Source organism: Aeromonas sp. V90_14 (genome assembly GCF_029967615.1).
In the GTDB taxonomy this organism is placed as follows: domain Bacteria; phylum Pseudomonadota; class Gammaproteobacteria; order Enterobacterales; family Aeromonadaceae; genus Aeromonas; species Aeromonas hydrophila.
On the sequence record NZ_JASCAS010000035.1, the window covers coordinates 48,454 to 68,525 of the forward strand.

The 20,072-nt window shown below is 62.1% G+C and carries 18 protein-coding genes; 7 read left to right on the forward strand and 11 right to left on the reverse strand.

All coding sequences use genetic code 11. The annotated features are described in order from the left end of the window. Positions 1-31: 31 nt before the first annotated feature. Both glyS and glyQ read right to left on the reverse strand, forming a co-directional pair. Positions 32-2,101 carry a glycine--tRNA ligase subunit beta gene (glyS, locus tag QLG02_RS15105; protein WP_282465565.1) on the reverse strand — a complete coding sequence of 690 codons (2,070 nt, stop codon included), beginning with the start codon at positions 2,099-2,101 and terminating at the stop codon, positions 32-34. 9 nt (positions 2,102-2,110) lie between these two features. Beyond that, positions 2,111-3,040 (reverse strand): glycine--tRNA ligase subunit alpha, encoded by a 930-nt coding sequence (gene glyQ, locus QLG02_RS15110; protein ID WP_010672400.1) that lies wholly within the window; start codon positions 3,038-3,040, stop codon positions 2,111-2,113. Positions 3,041-3,249: 209 nt separating this feature from the next. Between glyQ and QLG02_RS15115 the strand changes: the two genes are divergently transcribed. Then, positions 3,250-3,831 carry a DNA-3-methyladenine glycosylase I gene (locus tag QLG02_RS15115; RefSeq protein ID WP_282465566.1) on the forward strand — a complete coding sequence of 194 codons (582 nt, stop codon included), beginning with the start codon at positions 3,250-3,252 and terminating at the stop codon, positions 3,829-3,831. A 62-nt stretch (positions 3,832-3,893) separates the two neighbouring features. Here the strand turns inward: QLG02_RS15115 and QLG02_RS15120 are convergent, their stop codons facing one another. Further along, on the reverse strand, positions 3,894-4,454 hold the full coding sequence (locus QLG02_RS15120; protein WP_282465567.1) for a cysteine hydrolase family protein: 561 nt from the start codon (positions 4,452-4,454) through the stop codon (positions 3,894-3,896). A gap of 257 nt (positions 4,455-4,711) precedes the next feature. On the opposite strand from QLG02_RS15120, the gene QLG02_RS15125 reads away from it, so the two are divergent. Next, on the forward strand, positions 4,712-5,368 hold the full coding sequence (locus QLG02_RS15125; RefSeq protein ID WP_011704158.1) for an OmpA family lipoprotein: 657 nt from the start codon (positions 4,712-4,714) through the stop codon (positions 5,366-5,368). 74 nt (positions 5,369-5,442) lie between these two features. Here the strand turns inward: QLG02_RS15125 and QLG02_RS15130 are convergent, their stop codons facing one another. Continuing rightward, positions 5,443-5,790 carry a RidA family protein gene (locus tag QLG02_RS15130; protein ID WP_016348988.1) on the reverse strand — a complete coding sequence of 116 codons (348 nt, stop codon included), beginning with the start codon at positions 5,788-5,790 and terminating at the stop codon, positions 5,443-5,445. A 21-nt stretch (positions 5,791-5,811) separates the two neighbouring features. Then, positions 5,812-6,057 (reverse strand): sulfurtransferase TusA, encoded by a 246-nt coding sequence (gene tusA, locus QLG02_RS15135; RefSeq protein ID WP_005307416.1) that lies wholly within the window; start codon positions 6,055-6,057, stop codon positions 5,812-5,814. 171 nt (positions 6,058-6,228) lie between these two features. On the opposite strand from tusA, the gene QLG02_RS15140 reads away from it, so the two are divergent. Continuing rightward, the gene (locus QLG02_RS15140) at positions 6,229-6,420 is read left to right on the forward strand and encodes a hypothetical protein (protein WP_005307420.1); all 192 of its coding nucleotides are present in this window, start codon (positions 6,229-6,231) and stop codon (positions 6,418-6,420) included. A gap of 72 nt (positions 6,421-6,492) precedes the next feature. Here the strand turns inward: QLG02_RS15140 and QLG02_RS15145 are convergent, their stop codons facing one another. From QLG02_RS15145 to QLG02_RS15170, 6 genes are all read right to left on the reverse strand, one after another. After that, a complete protein-coding gene (locus QLG02_RS15145) occupies positions 6,493-7,731 on the reverse strand; it encodes an ABC transporter substrate-binding protein (protein ID WP_282465568.1) in 1,239 nt (412 codons plus the stop codon). 4 nt (positions 7,732-7,735) lie between these two features. After that, positions 7,736-9,181, reverse strand: coding sequence for an ATP-binding protein (locus tag QLG02_RS15150; RefSeq protein WP_042064458.1), 1,446 nt, complete (start codon positions 9,179-9,181; stop codon positions 7,736-7,738). Positions 9,182-9,232: 51 nt separating this feature from the next. Further along, positions 9,233-9,955, reverse strand: a complete 723-nt coding sequence (locus QLG02_RS15155) for a response regulator transcription factor (RefSeq protein ID WP_016348992.1) — start codon at positions 9,953-9,955, stop codon at positions 9,233-9,235. Between the two features lie 324 nt (positions 9,956-10,279). Beyond that, positions 10,280-11,464 (reverse strand): acetyl-CoA C-acyltransferase FadA, encoded by a 1,185-nt coding sequence (fadA, locus tag QLG02_RS15160; RefSeq protein ID WP_198913418.1) that lies wholly within the window; start codon positions 11,462-11,464, stop codon positions 10,280-10,282. Further along, a complete protein-coding gene (fadB, locus tag QLG02_RS15165) occupies positions 11,465-13,612 on the reverse strand; it encodes a fatty acid oxidation complex subunit alpha FadB (RefSeq protein WP_282465569.1) in 2,148 nt (715 codons plus the stop codon). It lies immediately after the preceding gene. 202 nt (positions 13,613-13,814) lie between these two features. After that, the gene (locus QLG02_RS15170; protein ID WP_282465570.1) at positions 13,815-15,752 is read right to left on the reverse strand and encodes an acetoacetate--CoA ligase; all 1,938 of its coding nucleotides are present in this window, start codon (positions 15,750-15,752) and stop codon (positions 13,815-13,817) included. 190 nt (positions 15,753-15,942) lie between these two features. On the opposite strand from QLG02_RS15170, the gene pepQ reads away from it, so the two are divergent. The 4 genes from pepQ to hemG are packed head-to-tail and all read left to right on the forward strand — an operon-like array spanning position 15,943 to position 19,908. Beyond that, positions 15,943-17,265, forward strand: coding sequence for a Xaa-Pro dipeptidase (gene pepQ, locus QLG02_RS15175; RefSeq protein ID WP_041218417.1), 1,323 nt, complete (start codon positions 15,943-15,945; stop codon positions 17,263-17,265). Continuing rightward, complete coding sequence (locus QLG02_RS15180) at positions 17,265-17,882, forward strand: YigZ family protein (protein ID WP_282465571.1); 618 nt, start codon at positions 17,265-17,267, stop codon at positions 17,880-17,882. The genes pepQ and QLG02_RS15180 overlap by 1 nt, the downstream gene beginning before the upstream one ends. A gap of 36 nt (positions 17,883-17,918) precedes the next feature. Next, positions 17,919-19,376 carry a TrkH family potassium uptake protein gene (locus tag QLG02_RS15185; RefSeq protein WP_011704169.1) on the forward strand — a complete coding sequence of 486 codons (1,458 nt, stop codon included), beginning with the start codon at positions 17,919-17,921 and terminating at the stop codon, positions 19,374-19,376. Positions 19,377-19,383: 7 nt separating this feature from the next. After that, entirely contained in the window at positions 19,384-19,908 is a 525-nt protein-coding gene (hemG, locus tag QLG02_RS15190) for a menaquinone-dependent protoporphyrinogen IX dehydrogenase (protein ID WP_282465572.1), read from the forward strand. Positions 19,909-20,072: the final 164 nt, after the last annotated feature.

Genomic DNA, 20,072 nt, shown 5'->3' on the forward strand with positions numbered 1-20,072 from the left:
GCGCCGCTTTTTATCAAAAACTCAACCAAGATCACTGCAGCAGCGAGATATCCGCGACTTGCAGGAACAGGTTGCGCAGGTTGTTCAGCAGCGCCAGACGGTTGGCCTTGAGGGCCTCGTCATCTGCCATCACCATCACCTCGTTGAAGAAGGTGTCGACCGGCTCGCGCAGGGCGGCCAGACGGGTGAGGGCGGCCTGATAGTCACCGGCAGCGAACAGCGGGGCCAGTTCGGCTTGCAATTCGGCAACCTGGGTGGCCAGCGCCTTCTCGGCGGCATCGACCAGCAGTTCCGGTTTGACGGCAGTCGGCAGTTCGCCTTCGACCTTGGCCAGAATGTTGCTCACGCGCTTGTTGGCGGCAGCCAGTGCCAGTGCGGCATCCAGGGTGCGGAAGTGGCTGACGGCCTTGACGCGACGATCGAAGTCGAGCGGACGGGTCGGGCGGCGGGCCAGTACGGCCAGCACCACGTCGGCACCGATGCCTTCGTCCTGATAGGCGGCGCGGAAGCGACCCAGCATAAAGTCGACCACGTCGGTAACGACGGTTTTGTTGGTCAGCTTGTCGCCGTAGACGCGTACCGCTTCTTCAACCAGTTCAACCAGATCCAGATCCAGCTGCTTCTCGGTCATGATGCGCAGGGCACCGATGGCAGCGCGACGCAGGGCGAACGGGTCCTTGTCACCCTTCGGCAGCATGCCGATGCCGAAGATACCGGCCAGAGTGTCGAACTTGTCGGCCAGGGCGACGGCGCAGGCAACCAGACCGGATGGCAGGGCATCGCCGGCAAAGCGCGGCATGTACTGCTCATTGAGGGCCACGGCAACCGCTTCGTCTTCGCCATCGTGACGGGCGTAGTGCATCCCCATGACACCCTGGGTGTCGGTGAACTCGCCGACCATGTTGGTCATCAGATCACACTTGGAGAGCAGACCGGCACGCTTGGCCTGAGTGACATCAGCACCGATACGCTCGGCGATAAAGCCGGCGACGGTCTCGATGCGCTCGACCTTGGCCTTGACGGTGCCCAGCTGTTGCTGGAACAGCACGGTTTCAAGGCGCGGCAGGCGGGAGGCCAGAGTCTGCTTGAGGTCGGTCTTGAAGAAGAACTCGGCGTCGGAGAGACGGGGGCGAACCACCTTCTCGTTGCCGCTGATGATCTGGCTCGGGTCTTTGGACTCGATGTTGGTGACGAAGATGAACTTCGGCAGCAGCTTGCCGTTCTTGTCGTAGACCGGGAAGTACTTCTGGTCACCCTTCATGGTGTGCACCAGCGCTTCAGCCGGCACGGCCAGGAACTTCTCTTCGAAGTTGGCGGTCAGCACCACCGGCCATTCGACCAGTGCGGTCACTTCTTCCAACAGGGCGTCGTCCAGATCGGCCACGCCACCGAAGGCCGCAGCGGCCGCTTCGGCGTCAGCCTTGATCTTGGCCTTGCGCGCCATAAAGCCGGCAATCACCATGCCGCGTTCCTGCAGGATCTGCGGGTACTGGCTGGCGTTGTCGATGGTGAATTCGCTCTCGCCCATAAAGCGGTGACCGCGCAGGGTGCGGGCAGAGTCGATACCCAGAATGTGGGCGGGCACCAGCTCGCCATCCAGCAACAGGGTCACGGTAAAGACCGGACGCACGAACTGGATGGTCTTGTCGCCCCAGCGCATCATTTTCGGGATCGGCAGCTTGGCCAGTGCGGAGGCGACCAGCTCGCCCAGCAGATCGACGGCCGGGCGGCCTTCGACCTTGGCGGTGTGAACCAGCCACTCGCCCTTGTCGGTGACCAGGCGTTCGGCCTGCTCAACGGTGATGCCGTTGCCACGGGCCCAGCCTTCGGCTGCCTTGGTCGGCTTGCCGACCGCGTCGAACGCCTGAGCCACGGCCGGGCCGCGCTTCTCGACGCTCTTGCTCGGCTGTTCGCCGGCCAGCTCGTGCACCTTCAGCGCCAGACGGCGCGGTGAGGCAAACCACTCGACGTCGCCAAAGGCCAGATCGGCCTTGGTCAGTTCGCTCTTGAGGTTGTCGGCAAAGGCTTCGGCCAGGGAGCGCAGGGCTTTGGGCGGCAGCTCAGCAGTACCGATCTCTACCAGAAATGTATGTTGTGCCATGTCCGTTCCTTAACCTTGCTTGTTCTCGTTGCTGCCGCGTTGGCACATCGGGAAGCCCAGCGCTTCGCGGGAGGCGTAGTATGCCTCTGCCACGGCCTTGGTCAGGGTGCGAATGCGCAGGATGTAGCGCTGACGCTCGGTGACCGAGATGGCCTTGCGGGCATCCAGCAGGTTGAAGGAGTGAGCGGCCTTGAGGATGCGCTCGTAGGCAGGCAGCGGCAGCGGTTTTTCCAGTGCCAGCAGGTTCTGGGCTTCCTTCTCGTACTGCTCGAAGCAGTGGAACAGGAACTCCACATCGGCGTGTTCGAAGTTGTAGGTGGATTGCTCCACTTCGTTCTGGTGGAACACGTCGCCGTAGGTGGTCTTGCCCAGCGGGCCGTCAGACCAGACCAGATCGTAGACGCTGTCTACGCCCTGAATGTACATGGCCAGACGCTCGAGACCGTAGGTGATCTCGCCGGTGACCGGCTTGCACTCGAGGCCGCCAACCTGCTGGAAGTAGGTGAACTGGGTCACTTCCATGCCGTTCAGCCACACTTCCCAGCCCAGACCCCAGGCACCCAGCGTCGGGTTTTCCCAGTTGTCTTCCACGAAGCGGATGTCGTGGATCTCGGGATCCATGCCCAGCTCTTTCAGGGAGCCCAGATAGAGTTCCTGAATGTTGTCGGGGGAAGGCTTGATGATCACCTGGAACTGGTAGTAGTGCTGCAGGCGGTTCGGGTTTTCACCGTAGCGGCCGTCAGTCGGACGGCGGGACGGTTGCACGTAGGCGCAGGCGATGGGCTCGGGGCCCAGGGCGCGCAGGCAGGTCATGGGGTGAGAAGTACCGGCACCCACTTCCATATCCAGCGGCTGAATGATGGTACAGCCCTGGCGGGACCAATAGTCCTGCAGCTGCAGGATCAGGCCCTGAAAGGTTTTGACATCGAATTTTTGCATAATTTTTTTCGCGCGAAATGAAATCAGAGCAAGATTTGCTGAATGTGAACCGAAGGAGTATACCGTCTGGCATGGTCGGATAATAGGCGAAATTACAGCGGATTAATGTGATGGCGCTGCGCCGGGCCTGGGCGAGAGGGGTTGTCGGCACTCCCGCGCCCGGGTTGGCATCGACCCCGGGGATTGGATGAAATGACAGGAGAGAGGGAATGGAGTTGCGTTGCGCCTGGGTGACCAAAGACCCGGAATACATCGAATACCATGACAAACAGTGGGGGAGGCCGGTCCATGACTCGCGCGAGCTGTTTGCCAAGCTCTGCCTCGACGGCCAGCAGGCGGGGCTGTCGTGGATCACCATCTTGAAGCGCACCGAGAGCTACCATCGCGCCTATGCGGATTTTGATCCGGTGCGCATCGCGCAGTTCGACGAGCAGGATGTGGCGCGGCTGATGCAGGACAGCGGCATCATCCGCAACCGGCTCAAGGTGCAGTCGATCATCAAAAATGCCCGCGCCTATCTGGCGCTGGAGGCCGAAGGCATCGACTTTGTCGATTATCTGTGGGGTTTCGTGGGCGGTGCCCCCATCGTCAACCAGCGCCAGGGCAACGGCGACATTCCGGCGACCTCGCCCGAGTCGGATGCCATGTCCAAGGCGCTCAAGAAGCGTGGCTTCACCTTCGTCGGCAGCACCATCTGCTACGCCTTCATGCAGGCGGTGGGGATGGTGAACGATCATCTGGTGACCTGCCCCTGCCACGCCGAGTGCCAGCAGGGGCCTGCGCGCCAATAAACCGGGCGCAAGGTAAAAGAGAAGGGAGGCTGATGCCTCCCTTTTGCATCTTGAGCCCAGGATTATCCGGGCTGAAGGGTGTGAGTCAGCGCCTCGCACACCTCGTCGCTGCTCATCAGCCGTACGAAGGGGCCGGCCAGGGTGGCGTTGTGGTGAGCGATGATCTGGGTTGCGGCAAGTTGTGGGGTATCCATGCAGGTGTGGGCATCGCTGACCAGTACCACTGAGTAACCGAGATCCGCTGCCGCCCGGCAGGTGGTATCTATGCAGTACTGGGTCTTCATGCCGGTGACGAGCAGGGTCTGTACCCCGTGTTCCCTCAGCCAGCTGTCGAGGGTGGTGCCGTGAAAGGCACTTGGTCGCTGTTTGTCGAACACGGGGTCGGCTGCGGTCACGGCCAGCTCGGGCACCAGTTGCCAGAGGGAGCTGCCCGCAGCGATGGGGCTGCCGGTCGGGCCCGTGTGGCGTACCGCCAGTACGGGGATGCCGGCACCATGGGCGGCATCGGCAAGCCGGTTGATGTTGGCCAGTAGCTGTGGGCCGGCATGGGGTGCCTCCGGGCCATGCAGCAGGCCGACCTGCATGTCGATGATGAGCAGGGCGGAATGGGCGAGTGAAGACATGGGCTGGCTCCGTTGTGGGGGAGCCCCACTCTGGCGGTAATGTCACCGGGTCGGCAACCCGCATCTGGGGGGCGTGGGCCTATGTGTTGTTCGCGCTGACCGTGAAACGTCAGCGAGGTTCGGGGTGCATTCCTCTGCCCGAGCGGCAGCCATGCGTGGCAGATGGGGGATCTGCATCGACAGCGTCACACCTTGGCACAGCTCTGGGGTAGAATGCGCCCTCTTTGGATTTGAGTCGGTTTTTTTAGAGGTTTTTCATGCATTTCAAGACACTTGTTCCCGCCGTTGCCCTGCTCGTGGCCCTGACCGGCTGTACCACCAACCCCTACACTGGCGAATCCCAGACCTCCAAGGGCGCCTGGGGCGCGCTGGCTGGCGCGGCCACTGGCGCTGCCGTGGGCGCGCTCTCCTCCAGCAAGGGTGACCGCAAGAAAGGGATCCTGACCGGTGTGGCCGCCGGCGCCGCCCTGGGCGGCGGTATCGGCTACTACATGGACGTGCAGGAAGCCAAGCTGCGCGAGAAGCTGCAGGGCACCGGTGTCAGCGTGACCCGCAACGGTGACCAGCTGATCCTCAACATGCCGAACAACGTCACCTTCGACAGCTCCAGCGCCCAGCTGAAAGCGGCCGGTGCCAACACCCTGTCCGGCGTGGCCATGGTGGTCGGTGAGTTCGACAAGACCCGCCTGAACGTGGTCGGTCACACCGACAGCACTGGCTCCCGCGAGCTGAACATGAAGCTCTCCGCCCAGCGCGCCGATGCCGTCGCCGCCCAGTTGATCGGCCAGGGTGTGACTGGCAGCCGTATCTCCACCAGCGGCGTGGGCCCGGATCAGCCGGTTGCCACCAACAGCACCGCCGAAGGCAAGGCCCAGAACCGTCGGGTGACCATCACCCTGACCCCGACCGCCTAAGCGGTCCGGTTCGCAGCCATGAAAAAGGCCCCGCCAGCGATGGCGGGGCCTTTTGTTATTCGGCGTTGCGGGCTTTAGACGGCGGCAGTCAGCTGCACTTCGACCTTGTAGCCTTCATGGGCCAGACGGGCCTGCACGCAGGCTCTGACCGGCGCGGTGCCAGCCGGGATCCAGGCATCCCACTGCTCGTTGAAGGCCGCGATGTCCGCAATGTCCTTGAGGTAGATGTTGGCCATCAGGATCTTGTCGACGCCGGAGCCGTTGGCTTCCAGCAGGCGCTGTAGGCTTTCCAGCACTTCACGGGTCTGCTGGTGAATATCGGCGGTATCGGTGGCAGGCACTTCCACCACGTAGAGGGTGCCGTTGTGAATGACCACGTCAGACCAACGCTGGGTGGTGCCGATTCGGGTAATGGCTGGCATGGATTGCTCCGGTGTTGGGGCTTACTGACCCTTGCGGATCAGATAGCGGTAAGGGGCCTGCTCTGTCTCGCTGGCGACCAGAGTGTGATCCATGAAGCGGCAGAAACTGGGGATGTCGCGGGTGGTTGAGGGGTCATCGGCACTGACCAACAGGGTCTCCCCGTCAGCCATCAGCCGCACTTTTTTACGAACCATCATCACTGGCTCGGGGCAACGAAGCCCGATTGCGTCCAACTCGTGAGTTGCGTCGCAGAATAAAGCACTCATCAATAATCAACCTTCAACCAAATCAGCTGCCAATGATACTCACGGCGAAAAAATAATCAAACCACTCCGGCAACTGGCAGCATATGTAACCAAAGTGTTATCTGGGCCTACCCACTCCCCGCCGTATGAGTAATATAAAAATTGAACCATATTCAACAAGGAGGTGTGAATATGCAGGTCTCCTACGGCAGATTACAAGCCTACGCAGGCATGGGGTTCTTGTCTTTCGCCATGATAGTGATGGGCAGCCCGATCGGTAACACCGGCACCTGGTTCGGTTCCATGGTGATGATCGGACTGGGGCTCTGGATCGAGCTCAGCGATTACTACGACGAGGATGAGGACGAAAACGATCAATCCTGACCCCAATACTTTCATAACGACAAAGGCGGATATCTCATCCGCCTTTGTCGTTTCTGGCCGCCGCGAAAAGCGTCAGCGGGTCGAGCGCATGGCCCGCTCCAGATGCAGCGCAGTCTGCTGCGGGTTGGCTCTGGGGTCGTTGAAGAAGTTGCTCAGCACATCCATGATCGCCTGGCGCATGTTGGTCGGGGTTGCCATCCCCTCCGCCATGCTGGGCAGCAGGTTGCCCTCCCGCTCCGCCAGCAGAAAATCCTGATAGGAGCGGATGGCGCAGCGGTCGAATTTGCTCATGTCCGGCTTGGTCAGCGCCGGTATCGAGCCTTTCACCCGGTTGAACTCCTGCTGGAAGCGCGGCGTCATCAGCAACTGGGCCAGCTCGCCCTGGGCCTGCAGCTGGGCAGGATCCCGCTGCTTGAACATGGCGATGGAGTCGAGGTTGTAGCTGAACAGGCTGGCACTGCCGGGACTCGGCAGGCACTCGATATCCTCGCCGGGCCGGTAATTGCCGGCGCTCAGTTCGCCCTTCACCCAGTCCCCCATGATCTGCATGGCGGCGCCGCCGCTCTCCAGCAGGTTGGTGGCCTGGTGCCACTTCAGGCCGGCGTATTTCTCCGGCACATAGCCGCGCAGCTGCTGAAAGCGGGTCAGTACCCGCACCATGTCGGGGCCGGTCAGGGTGGCGCTGTCCTGTTCCACGAAGGCTTTGTGGTAGAACGCCTTGCCCCCTTCGCCGAGTGCCACCGTTTCGAACAGCACCGCCAGCTGCCAGGGCTCGTTGCCGATGGCGAGCGGGGTGATCCCTTGCTGCTTGAGCCGGTCGGCCACGGTCACGAACTGGGCCCAGCTGGTGGGCGGCGTCAGCTTGTTGCGCTCGAAGATCTTGCGGTTGAGCCACAGCCAGTTGACCCGGTGGATGCCGGTCGGCACCGCCATCAGGGCTCCGTTCTGGCTGAGAGTCTCCCGCACCATGGGCGGCAGCTGGGGATACCAGCCGAGGTGTTCGGCCATGGGGGTGAGATCGCGCAGAAAGCCGAGTCCGGCCCACTCCCGCAATTCGAACCCCTTGAGGTGGGCCGCCTCCGGCGGATTGGCCGCCAGTGCCCGGCTTTTCAGCACCGTCATGGCGCTCTTGCCGCCACCGCCCTGCACCGCGAAGTCGTTCCACTGGTTGCCCTGCTCGGTCCACTCGGACTTGAGCACTTCCACTGCCCTGGCCTCGCCGCCGGAGGTCCACCAGTGCAGTACCTCCACCTGGGAGGCGCTTACAGGCAGGGAGAGCAGGGCGATGACAGAAAAAGACAACCACTTCATAAGGTTACTGCCTTGGTAGGGAGAGGGTGGCCTGCAGGCCACCCTGCGGACGATTTTCCAGCACCAGATCGCCGCCGTGGGCGTGGGCTATGTTGCGGGCAATGCCCAGACCCAGACCGGTACCGGCCAGATCCGTGCTGAGCCGGTAGTAGGGCTCGAAGATACGTTCGAACTGATCCTCCGGCAGGCCGGGACCCTCGTCCATGATGAACAGGATCAGCATCTCCTCGTCGTCCATGATGATAATGCGCACCCGTTGGCCGTACTTGATGCCGTTGTCCACCAGGTTGCCGATGCAGCGCTTGAGAGCCAGCGGCTTGCCGCGATAGGGCTGTTTGCAGTGACCTTCGATGGTCAGCCGCTCGTCGTGCAGGTTCATGGCTTCCGCCATTTGCTCCAGCATGGCGTCGATGTCGAGCTGCTCGATGTTTTCGTGGATGTCGGTGTCTTTCACCGTCTGCAGCGCCCCTTTCACCATCAGCTCCAGCTCGTCCAGGTCCTTGTTGAACTTGGCGATCTGCTGTTCGTCGTCGAGCAGTTCGACCCGCAGCCGCAGCCGGGTGATGGGGGTCTTGAGGTCGTGGGAAATCGAGCTGAACAGCCGCTCTCTATCGTCGATATAGCGGCGGATGCGGTGCTGCATGATGTTGAAGGCGCGGGTCGCCGCCACGATCTCGGAGGCCCCCTCCTCTTTCAGGGAGGGCTGGTCGATGTCCTTGCCTAGGTTGACCGCTGCCTTGGCCAGCCGGCGCAGCGGCCGGGTCTGCCAGCGCACCAGCAGGAAGGTGAAGAAGCAGAGGAACACCGTCATCAGGGCGATGAAGCGCACCTGGTTGCTGGGCATGACGGTATCGTCGAGTGTCATGTAGGGGGCCGGCAGCAGGGCCGCCAGATAGAGCCACTCACCCGGCTCTATCTCGATCTGGGTCACCAGCACAGGTGGATTGATCGGCTCCAGCGACAGGGTGTAGCGGGCCCAGGAGGAGGGCAGATCCGCCAGCAGGGTGTCGTTGTTGAAGACGTGCAGCTCTTCGGGCCGCGAGAAATCCACCTTGATCGCCATGGCGTCGGAGAGCTTGCGGGTCAGCACCCCCTGCACCTCCTTGAGCACCAGCGTCTTGCGCTCGCTGTCGGGGATGGCGCTGATGTGGATCTCCTCCTCGTTCAGCGACACGAAGAAGCGGCTGCCGCCCATGTTGCGCAGCTGGTCCAGTGCGATGTGGCGATACTGCAGCGGCAAGGACTTGAAGAAGTTGACGGTGGAGGCGGCCGACAGCGCCAGATTGCGGGTGGTGCTGAGCATGCCTTCCAGCTCCCGCTTCTGGATCTGCTGCATCCAGATGCCGGTGAGGATGGTCTGGGAGAGCAGGATCGCCAGCAGCAACAGCAGCAGCATCCGCGACAGCAGGGAACGGGGCACCAGCGCCCGCCAGAACCACCTGGTACTCATGGGATCTCTCGCCTTGTGTCGATCAGCATGCCGTCGCTACCTTGCTGGCTCTCATGGGATCTCGTGCACCTCGGCGATCAGCATGTAGCCACTGCCGCGAATGGTCTTGATGATGCGCGGGCTCTTGCCGTTGTCGCCCAGCTTCTGGCGCAAGCGGCTGATCTGCACGTCGATGCCACGCTCCATCGGCAGGCTCTCGCGACCGCGGGTGGCGTCCGAGATGGTATCCCGGTCCAGCACCACGCCGGGCTGTTGCAGGAACATGCCGAGCAGCAGGGCATCGCTGCCGGAGAGATCCAGCAGGCTGCCGTCCTCGTGGGTCAGCTGGTGGCTCAGGGTATCCAGGGTCCACTCGGCGAAGCGCAGCCGGCGGCTCGGCTCTTTCTCTTTCTCCGGCTGGCGGAATTCGGCCCGGCGCAGCAGGGCCTTGATGCGGGCCTGCAGTTCGCGCGGGCTGAACGGCTTGGCGATGTAGTCATCGGCACCGAGTTCGAGGCCGATCACCCGGTCCGCTTCGTCGGAGGCGGCGGTCAGCATGATGATGGGCACCTGGGAGTCGCGACGGATCTGCTGGCAGAGGGTAAAGCCGTCGTCACCCGGCATCATGATATCGAGAATGATGAGGTCCGGGTTGTGCTGGGCGAGCTGCTTGCGCATCTCGTTGCCCTCCGCTGCGGTCAATACCTCGAAGCCGGCCCTGGTCAGGTATTCGTTGAGCAGCTCGCGGATCTCTTGGTCGTCGTCGACGATCAGCAGTTGTTTGCTCGTTGACATATGTATGTGCATCCACCCATTTTTTTGTGCAGATTGAACCTGTCAGGGGCGCAAAAAGCAAGCAAGCCCCCCATCTAATGTGAGGTTATGGGCAATATCCTCCCATATCCTGCCGTGCAAATAAAAAAGGCCGACCCAAACGGGCCGGCCAATACGCAGATTCCGACGGCAGAAGTGCACCCCGTGTGGCGCACTCCACAGACTCGATGACGGGCCAGGCAGACCGACCCCAAAACAGGTGACCGGAGCCCGCTTCGCCGGGAAGCAGGAGCGGGCTCCTCTCTGTCATACAGCCCCCGACCGGCGAACCGGCCAGGGCGCTACTTACACTCGTTCGAACACGGTGGCGATGCCCTGACCCAGGCCGATGCACATGGTGGCAACCCCCAGGGTGGCATCCTTCTCTTCCATCAGGTTGAGCAGGGTGGTGGAGATGCGGGCGCCGGAGCAGCCGAGCGGGTGACCCAGCGCGATGGCGCCGCCGTTCAGGTTCACCTTCTCATCCACCACGTCTTGCAGACCCAGATCCTTCACGCAGGGCAGGGACTGGGCGGCAAACGCCTCGTTCAGCTCGAACAGGTCGATGTCGCCGATGGTCAGCCCGGCCCGCTTGAGCGCCTTCTGGGTAGCTGGCACCGGGCCGTAACCCATGATGGCGGCATCGCAGCCAGCGACGGCCATGGCGCGCACCCGGGCACGCGGGGTGAGGCCGAGCGCCTTGGCGCGATCCGCACTCATCACCAGCATGGCGGCGGCGCCATCGGACAGCGCCGAGGAGGTGCCGGCGGTGACGGTGCCGTTGACCGGGTCGAACACCGGGCGCAGCTGGCTCAGGGTTTCCACCGTGGTCTCCGGGCGGATCACCTCGTCATAGTCGTAGAAGAAGCGGGCGCCGCTGGCGTCATGGCCTTCCAGCCCGACGATCTCCTTGGCGAAACGCCCTTCCACGGTGGCGGCGTGAGCGCGGCGATGGGAGCGGGCGGCAAACTCGTCCTGCTGTTGACGACTGATGCCGTGCAGCTTGCCGAGCATCTCGGCGGTCAGCCCCATCATGCCGGAGGCTTTCGCCACCGACTTGGCCATGCCGGGGTGGAAGTCCACCCCGTGGCTCATCGGCACGTGACCCATGTGCTCGACGCCGCCGATGATGAAGATATCCCCATCACCTACCTGAATGGCACGGGAGGCGTCGTGCAGCGCCTGCATGCTTGAGCCGCACAGGCGGTTGACGGTGACCGCCCCCACCTGCTTGGGAATGCCGGCCAGCAAGGCGGCGTTGCGGGCGATGTTGAAGCCCTGCTCCAGGGTCTGCTGCACGCAGCCCCAGTAGATATCCTCGATCTCGTTCGGGTCGAGGTTGGGGTTGCGCAGCAGGATGGATTTCATCAGGTGCGCGGACAAGTCTTCTGCACGCACGTTGCGGAAGGCGCCGCCCTTGGACCGGCCCATCGGGGTCCGGATACAGTCGACAATGACTACGTCTTTCATGAATGGATCTCCTTTCCGCAATCAGTAGAAGGTTTTGCCCTGGGCGGCCATCTCACGCAGCTTGTCGCTGACGCGGTAGAGCGGGCCCAAGTCGGCATACTGGTCGGCCATGGCCACGTAGCGATCCAGACCGATAGTGTCCAGATAGCGGAACACGCCGCCGCGGAAGGGAGGGAAGCCCAGACCATAGACCAGCGCGATGTCGGCTTCGGCTGGCGTGGCGACAATGCCCTCTTCCAGACAGAGCACCACCTCGTTGATCATCGGGATCATCATGCGGGCGATGATGGCGTCCTTGTCGAAGTCCTGTTTCGGCTTGGCGATGGGGGCCAGCAGCTCGTAGCTAGCGGCGTCGGCCACCTTCTTCGGCTTGCCCTTCTTGTCCTGCTCGTAGGCGTAGAAGCCCTTGCCGTTCTTCTGACCGAAGCGGCTCACTTCGTACATCACGTCGATGGCGGTGCGGCCTTCCTTGCTCATGCGTGCCGGGAAGCCCTGCGCCATCACGTCACCAGCATGGTGGCCGGTGTCGATGCCGACTACGTCCAGCAGGTAGGCGGGGCCCATCGGCCAGCCAAATTCCTTCTCCATCACCTTGTCGACGGCGGCGAAGTCGGCGCCATCGGCGACCAGCTTGTTGAAGCCGAAGAAGTAGGGGAAGAGCACGCGGTTGACGAAGAAGCCAGGGCAGTCGTTGACCACGACCGGGGACTTGCCCATGGCGGCGGCGTAGGCCACCACGCGGTTGATGGTTTCATCGGAGGTCTGCTCGCCGCGGATGATCTCTACCAGTGGCATGCGGTGCACCGGGTTGAAGAAGTGCATGCCGCAGAAGTTTTGCGGGCGCTTCAGTCCCTTGGCCAGCAGGGAGATGGGGATGGTGGAGGTGTTGCTGGCGAGCACGGCGTCTTCGCCGATGATCCCTTCCACTTCGCCCAGTACGGCTGCCTTCACTTTCGGGTTCTCGACCACGGCTTCGACCACCACATCCACATGCTTGACGTTGTCATAGCTGAGAGTCGGGGTGATGGCGGAGAGCACCTGGCCCATCTTGATGCCGTCGATGCGGCCCTTTTCGAGCTGGCCGTTGAGCAGCTTGGTGGCTTCACCCATGCCAAGTGCCAGCGCCTTCTCGTTGATGTCCTTCATCACTGCCGGGATACCCTTGCTGGCAGACTGGTAGGCGATGCCGCCCCCCATGATGCCGGCACCCAGTACGGCGGCGTGGTTAGTGGCCTTGGCTGCTTGCTTGGCCGCTTTCTTGGCCAGCACTTTGATGTGCTGATCGTTGAGGAAGATACCGACCAGCGCCTTGGCGACATCGGTCTTGGCCAGCTTGATGAAACCCTGTGCCTCGACGGCCAGCGCCTCGTCACGGCTCATGCCGGCGGCGGCCTCGACGGTTTTCACCGCGGTCATCGGCGCCGGATAGTGCTTGCCCGCCATGGCGGCAACCATGCCGGCGGCGGTGGTGAAGCTCATCATGGCTTCCAGTTTGGAGAGGCGCAGCGGGGCCTTCTTGGCGGCGCGGCGGCCCTGCCAGTCCAGCTTGCCTTTGATCGCGTCCTTGATCATCTGTAGCGCGGCGCTCTGCAGCGCGTCGGGGGCGACCACGGCGTCGATGGCACCCACCTTGAGGGCGTCATCGGCACGGTAATCCTTGCCGGTGGTGATCCACTCCAGCGCGTTGTCGGCGCCGATCACTCGCGGCAGACGGACAGTGCCGCCAAAGCCGGGCATGATGCCGAGCTTGGTCTCGGGCAGGCCAATCTTGGCGCTGGTGTCAGCCAGCCGGAAGTCGGTGGAGAGAATGGTCTCGCAGCCGCCGCCCAGGGCGTGGCCCTTGATGGTACAGAGGGTGGGCACCGGCAGATCTTCGATGGCGCTGAAGATGTCGTTGGCCTTTTTCAGCCAGCCGAGCAGATCAGCCTGCGGCAGATCGAACAGTTCCAGGAATTCGGTAATGTCGGCGCCGACGATGAAGGCGTCTTTGCCGGAGGTGAGGATCAGACCTTTTAGTTCACGTTCTTGTTGTAATGCGGCGATCGCTTCGCTCAGGGAGAGCAGGGTAGCGCGATCCAGCTTGTTGACTGAACCCGGAGCATCGAACCTCAGCTCGGCAATGCCGTCTTCGAGGTAGCTGACCGTCAGGGTTTCGCCTTGGTAGATCATGAGAGTGTCTCCTTGTTCCCACATGGTGGGGGGTGGTGCTCCTTTATCCCCAGCAGGGGGCGAGGCTCACTATTGATCCAAAAGAAGACAATTTCAACACCTATTTAAAACATTTGTTTAACAGATCTCGAGTGAAAGCTCGCCTCAGATTAACAACCAAAATAAAGGCGTCTGATGACGCCTTTATTAACCTTGTGTGGCCTCAGCAGGCCAGCTCGGGCCGGTTGCGATACTGGCTCAGCACCTCGGGATCGGCGAGGGCGTGGGTGTTGTTGACGGGCCGGTTGTGCACCACTTCCCGCACTGCCAGCTCCACTATCTTGCCGGACTTGGTGCGCGGAATGGCGTCCACCTGCAGGATGCGGGCCGGCACGTGACGGGCGGTGCAGTGCAGGCGCACCTGCTGGCGGATACGCTCGCGCAGCGCCTCGTCCAGCATGAGGCCTGGCTTGAGCTTGACGAACAGCACCACCCGCTCGTCCTGTTGCCACTGCTGGCCGATGACGATGCTCTCTTCTACTTCCTCCAGCTGCTCGACGTAGCGGTAAATCTCGCTGGTGCCGATGCGCACGCCGCCCGGGTTGAGGGTCGCGTCGGAGCGACCGTAGAACAGGATGCCGCCAGTCGGGGTCAGCTCGATCCAGTCGCCATGGCACCAGATGTTGTCGAACCGTTCGAAATAGGCGGCGTGGTACTTGTCGCCACTGGCGTCCCCCCAGAAACCGATGGGCTGAGCCGGGAAGGGCTTGGTACAGACCAGCTCGCCCTTTTCCCTCTGCACTGGTTGGCCCGCTTCGTTGAACACCTGCACCGCGAGGCCGAGGCCACGTCCCTGGCTCTCGCCACGGTAGACGGGGCTGATGGGGTTGCCGATGACGAAGCAGGAGCAGATGTCGGTGCCGCCCGAGATGGAGCTGAGCTGCACATCCCGCTTGATCTGCTGATAGACGTAGTCGAATCCCTCCGGCGTCAGCACGGAGCCGGTGCTGCAGATCAGCCGCAACTGCGGCAGCTGGTGGGTCTTGATGGGGGTATAGCCCTGCTTGTGCAGCGCATCCAGGTATTTGGCCGAGGTGCCGAACAGAGCGACCTCTTCGTCGCGGGCGAGATCCCACAACACGTTGCCGTCCGGGTAGAAGGGGGAGCCGTCGTAGAGCACCAGGGTGGCGCCGGAGGCGAGCGCGCTTACCAGCCAGTTCCACATCATCCAGCCGCAGGTGGTGAAGTAGAAGATGCGCTCCCCCGGCTTGATGTCGCAGTGCAGCTGGTGTTCTTTCAGATGTTGCAGCAGGGTGCCGCCGATGCCGTGCACGATGCACTTGGGCTTGCCGGTGGTGCCGGACGAATAGAGGATGTAGAGCGGGTCATTGAAGGCCATGGGCTCGAACTGCAGGCTGGCATCCGGCTGACCGGCCAGGATCTGGCGCCAGTCGTGGCCAAGCTGCAGGGGGTGGCCCAGCAAGGGGATCATGACCGTCTGCTCTATGCTGTCGATCTGGCTGACGACCCCCGCCACTTTGTCCTGAATGTCGATAGCCTTGCCGTTGTAGCGATAGCCATCCACCGCAAACAACACCCGCGGCCGGGTCTGGCCGAAGCGCTCCACCACGCTGGCTTCGCCGAAATCGGGGCTGGTGGAGGTCCAGATCGCCCCCAGGCTGGTGGTCGCCAGCATGGCCACCACGGTTTGCGGGATATTGGGCAGGTAGGCTGCCACCACATCGCCCCGGCCGATTCCCTGGCCACGCAGCCACTGGGCCAGGCTGGCCACTTGATCAGCCAGCTCACGCCAGCTCAAGGTCTGGCTGGGGCTACCCTCGATGCGGGAGATGATGGCCGGCGTGTCATCCTGGCGGCGCAGCAGGTTTTCGGCGAAGTTGAGCCGGCTGTCGGGGAACCAGCGGGTGCGCTGCATCTCCTGGCGGTTCTCCGCCACTATGTTGCCGAGCTCGCCCTTGACGCCGCAGTGCTGCCACACCAGCGGCCAGAAACGGGTTGTCTTCTCCACCGACCACTGGTAGAGCTGGGCGTAGCTGTGCAGCTGCAGGCCGTGGAAGCGGTTGACCTCGGCCATGAAGTGCTGGAGGTTGGATTGCTGAATCCGCTCCTGATCCGGTTGCCACAGGCAAAGGTTGTGCATGAGTAGTCCCTGACTGCATGTATCTACCGGCAGTGTATTGAATTGTTTTTTATTTGTTAATGGTTGGTTTTTGTTTCATAACAAAAGCCTTGTAACGTATGCGTTACCTCACGAAGCGATTGCTTGACGGTTCGAGCCTTGATTCGCTTGATGTTATGCTGAAACCACATTTCTCCCGGAGCAGGACGCCATGAGCAGCTACAGCCAACTTTTTGCCCAGCACCTCGACACCTTGCAGCAGCGCACCCGCGACATACTGCAACAGCAGGGACTGAGCGGTCTGGCCATCCACTCCGGCCAGACCCACCGCATCTTCCTCGATGATCAGGATTACCCCTTCAAGGTGAACCCCCAGTTCAAGGCCTGGTTGCCGGTGCTGGACAATCCCCACTGTTGGTTGCTGGTGGACGGCGTGAACAAGCCGGTGCTGCTGTTCTACCGGCCGGTGGATTTCTGGCACAAGGTGGCGGAGCTGCCCAACGCCTTCTGGGTCGACTTCTTCGATATCCGTTTCCTGACCCGTCCGGAGCAGATTGCCGATCACCTGCCGGCCAACAAGCAGGAGTGGGCCTATCTGGGCGGCCACCTGGAGGTGGCCGAGCTGCTGGGGCTGGGCCAGCCCAATCCGGAGGCGGTGCTCAACTATCTGCATTATCATCGCGCCTACAAGACGGCCTACGAGCTGGAATGCCTGCGCGATGCCAACCGCATCGGGGTGCGCGGCCACATTGCGGCCAAGGACTCCTTCATGGCGGGGGCGAGCGAGTTCGAGATCAACCTGGCCTACATGAAGGCGGTCGGGCAGGGGGCCAATGAGGCGCCCTACGGCAATATCGTCGCCATCAACCGCAATGCGGCCATCCTGCACTACACCCACCTCTCCGCCCAGCGGGTGCCCGATGCGGAGCGGTACTCCTTCCTCATCGATGCCGGTGTGGATGTGCACGGCTATGCCTCCGACATCACCCGGACCTGGGCCTGGCGCCGCGGTGAGTTTGCCGATCTGATAGCGGCGCTGGATGCCCAGCAGCAGGAGATCATCGAGGAGATCAAGCCGGGTCGCCGTTACAGCGAGCTGCATCTGCAGATGCACCACCGACTGGCGCGCCTGCTGCAAGCCACCGAGCTGGTGGACATGTCGGTGGACGAGATGATCCATACCGGGGTGACCAACGTCTTCTTCCCCCACGGTCTCGGCCACTTCCTCGGCCTGCAGGTGCACGACGCCGGCGGCTTCATGCAGGACGAGCGCGGCACCCACCTGTCGGCCCCCGAGCAGTTCCCCTATCTGCGCTGCACCCGGGTGATGGAAGTGGGCCAGGTGTTCACCATCGAGCCGGGTCTCTACTTCATTGACAGCCTGCTGGAGCCGCTGCGCCTCGGTGAACAGGGCAAGCGGGTCAACTGGAACAAGGTCGAGGCGCTGCGCCCCTATGGCGGCATCCGCATCGAAGACAACGTGGTGCTGCACGCCAACGGGGTGGAAAACCTGACCAGACAAGCAGGGCTCTGATGGCGGCAGACTATTCCATACCGGCCGCACCGCTGGAGGTGAGTGAGGAGATCAAGAAGAGCCGCTTCATCACCTATATCGCCCACACGCCGACCGTAGAGGCTGCCAAAGCCTGGATTGGCGAGATAAAACAGCAACATCCCGGGGCCCGGCACCACTGCTGGGCCTTTGTCGCCGGTGCCCCGCAGGACAGTCAGGTGTACGGTTTCAGCGATGACGGCGAGCCCTCGGGCACCGCCGGCAAGCCCATGCTGGCCCAGCTGATGGGGGCCGGTCTCGGGGAGATCGCCGCCGTGGTGGTGCGCTATTACGGTGGAGTACTGCTGGGCACTGGCGGCCTGGTCAAGGCCTATGGCGGTGGCGTGGGCGCCGCCCTCAAGCAGCTCGAAACCCGTATCAAGCGCCAGCAGACAGCCTCCCTTATCCAGTGCGACTATACCGACATGGGAGCGGTGGAAGCGCTGATCCAGGCGCATCAGGGTCACTTGCTGGCGGCCGACTACGGCGCCAGCGTCACCCTGCAGGTGGCGTGGGAAGCCGCTGTTTGGAGCAGAATCGCACAGGAATTGACCGACCGAACCCAGGGTCGGGTATCCCTTCGTCCCTTAGATGGCTAGAATCCATCGCTCTTTTAGTCTGAAGAGGGAGCCGGAATGCAGATTCTGAGCATCATTCGTATCGTTGGCCTGCTGGTCGCGCTGTTCAGTTCGACCATGTTGCTGCCCGCGCTGGTCGCCTTTGGCTATCGTGATGGCGGTGGTGCCGAGTTCGTCAACTCCTTCTTCATCGCCCTGCTGCTCGGCGCCGCGCTCTGGTTTCCCAACCGCCATCAGAAGAAAGATCTCAGATCCAAGGAAGGCTTCCTCATCGTCGTGCTGTTCTGGGTGGTGCTGGGCAGCGTGGGGGCCTTGCCGTTCCTGCTGGGAGAGGTACCCGGCATGACGGTGTCGGAGGCCTTCTTCGAGTCGTTTTCCGGCCTGACCACCACCGGAGCGACCGTGCTCACCGGGCTGGACAACCTGCCCAAGGCGTTTCTGTTCTATCGCCAGCTGCTGCAGTGGCTGGGGGGGATGGGGATCATAGTGCTGGCGGTGGCCATACTGCCGCTGCTCGGCATCGGGGGCATGCAGCTCTATCGCGCCGAAATTCCGGGGCCGGTCAAGGACAACAAGGTCACCCCGCGCATCGCCGAGACGGCCAAGGCGCTCTGGTTCATCTATCTGCTGCTCACCTCCCTCTGCGCCCTGGCCTACTGGATGGCGGGCATGACCCTGTTCGATGCCATCTGCCACTCCTTCTCCACCCTGTCGGTGGGCGGCTTCTCGACCCACGACGCCAGCATCGGCTTTTTCAACAGCCCGGCCATCAACCTGATCACAGTGGTGTTTCTGCTGCTGGCGAGCGTCAACTTTGCCCTGCACTTCATGGTATTCGCCCACAAGCCGGTGCGGCTGAGCAACTATCTGCGCGACTCCGAGCTGAAGGTGTTTCTGAGCATCCAGTGCGTGCTGGTGTTGATCTGCTTCGTTTCCCTCTTGTTTCACGGCCATTACGCCACCTGGCAGGAGGCGCTCAACCACGGTCTGTTCCAGGCGGTGTCGCTGGGCACGACCACCGGCTACAGCACGACCAGCTATGCGGAGTGGCCCTCCTTTCTACCCATGCTGCTGATGTTCTCCGCCTTCATCGGTTGCTGCGCCGGCAGTACCGGGGGCGGCATCAAGGTGATGCGCTTCATGATCCTGTTCCTGCAGGGGATGCGCGAACTGAAGCGGCTGGTGCACCCGCGCGCCATCTATACCCTCAAACTGGGTCGTCGTGCCGTGCCTGAGCGGATCGTGGAAGCTGTATGGGGTTACTTCGCCACCTACATCATTCTGTTCTTCATCTTTATGCTGTTGCTGCTGATGACCGGCTTGAACGAGGTGACCGCTTTCTCCGCCGTGGCGGCGGCGTTCACCAACGTGGGGCCAGGGCTGGGCGAGGTGTCGGCCAACTTCGGCAAGATCTCGGCAACGGCGCAATGGATACTGGTGGTCGCCATGCTGTTTGGCCGATTGGAAATCTTTACTCTTCTGGTACTGTTTACCCCTGCATTCTGGCGTAGTTGAGGTTGGTATGGACAAGATTCTGGTGCTTTATTCTTCCCGTGACGGGCAAACACGAAAGATCGTCGATGCCATGCTGGCAGAGACCGAGGGTTGTGAGGTGGTGATGCAGGATCTGCACAGCCTGCCGAAGTGCAATCTGAGCAAGTACGCCAAGGTGCTGATCGGTGCCTCCATTCGTTATGGCAACTTCCATCCCAGTCTGTTCAGTTTCATCCACGCTCATCACGAACAGCTGGAAGTGGCCAACGCCGCCTTCTTCTGCGTCAACCTGACGGCCCGCAAGCCGGAAAAGCAGACCCCGCAGACCAACGCATATATGAAGAAGTTTCTGCGCCTCTCCCCCTGGAAGCCGAAAACCCTGGGGGTGTTTGCCGGTGCGCTGCAGTACTCCCGCTATAACTGGTGGCAGACCCGCATCATCCAGCTGATCATGAAGATCACCGGGGGCAGCACGGATACCAGCAAGGACCTCGAGTTTACCGATTGGGAAAAAGTGCGCGGCTTTGCCCGGGAATTCTGGTCAAAAAGATAGCAATCCACCGTCCTGAATGGCCTGAGCCCTGCGGTTGCGGGGCTTTTTGTTGGTTAAATAGGCGTTTGAACTGCTGAAAGCCAAAAAATGCCAATTTTTGCAAATTTCTCCTTGTCATCGCGGCGCGGCTCCCTATAATGCGCCCCTACCAGCACGGCGGAACA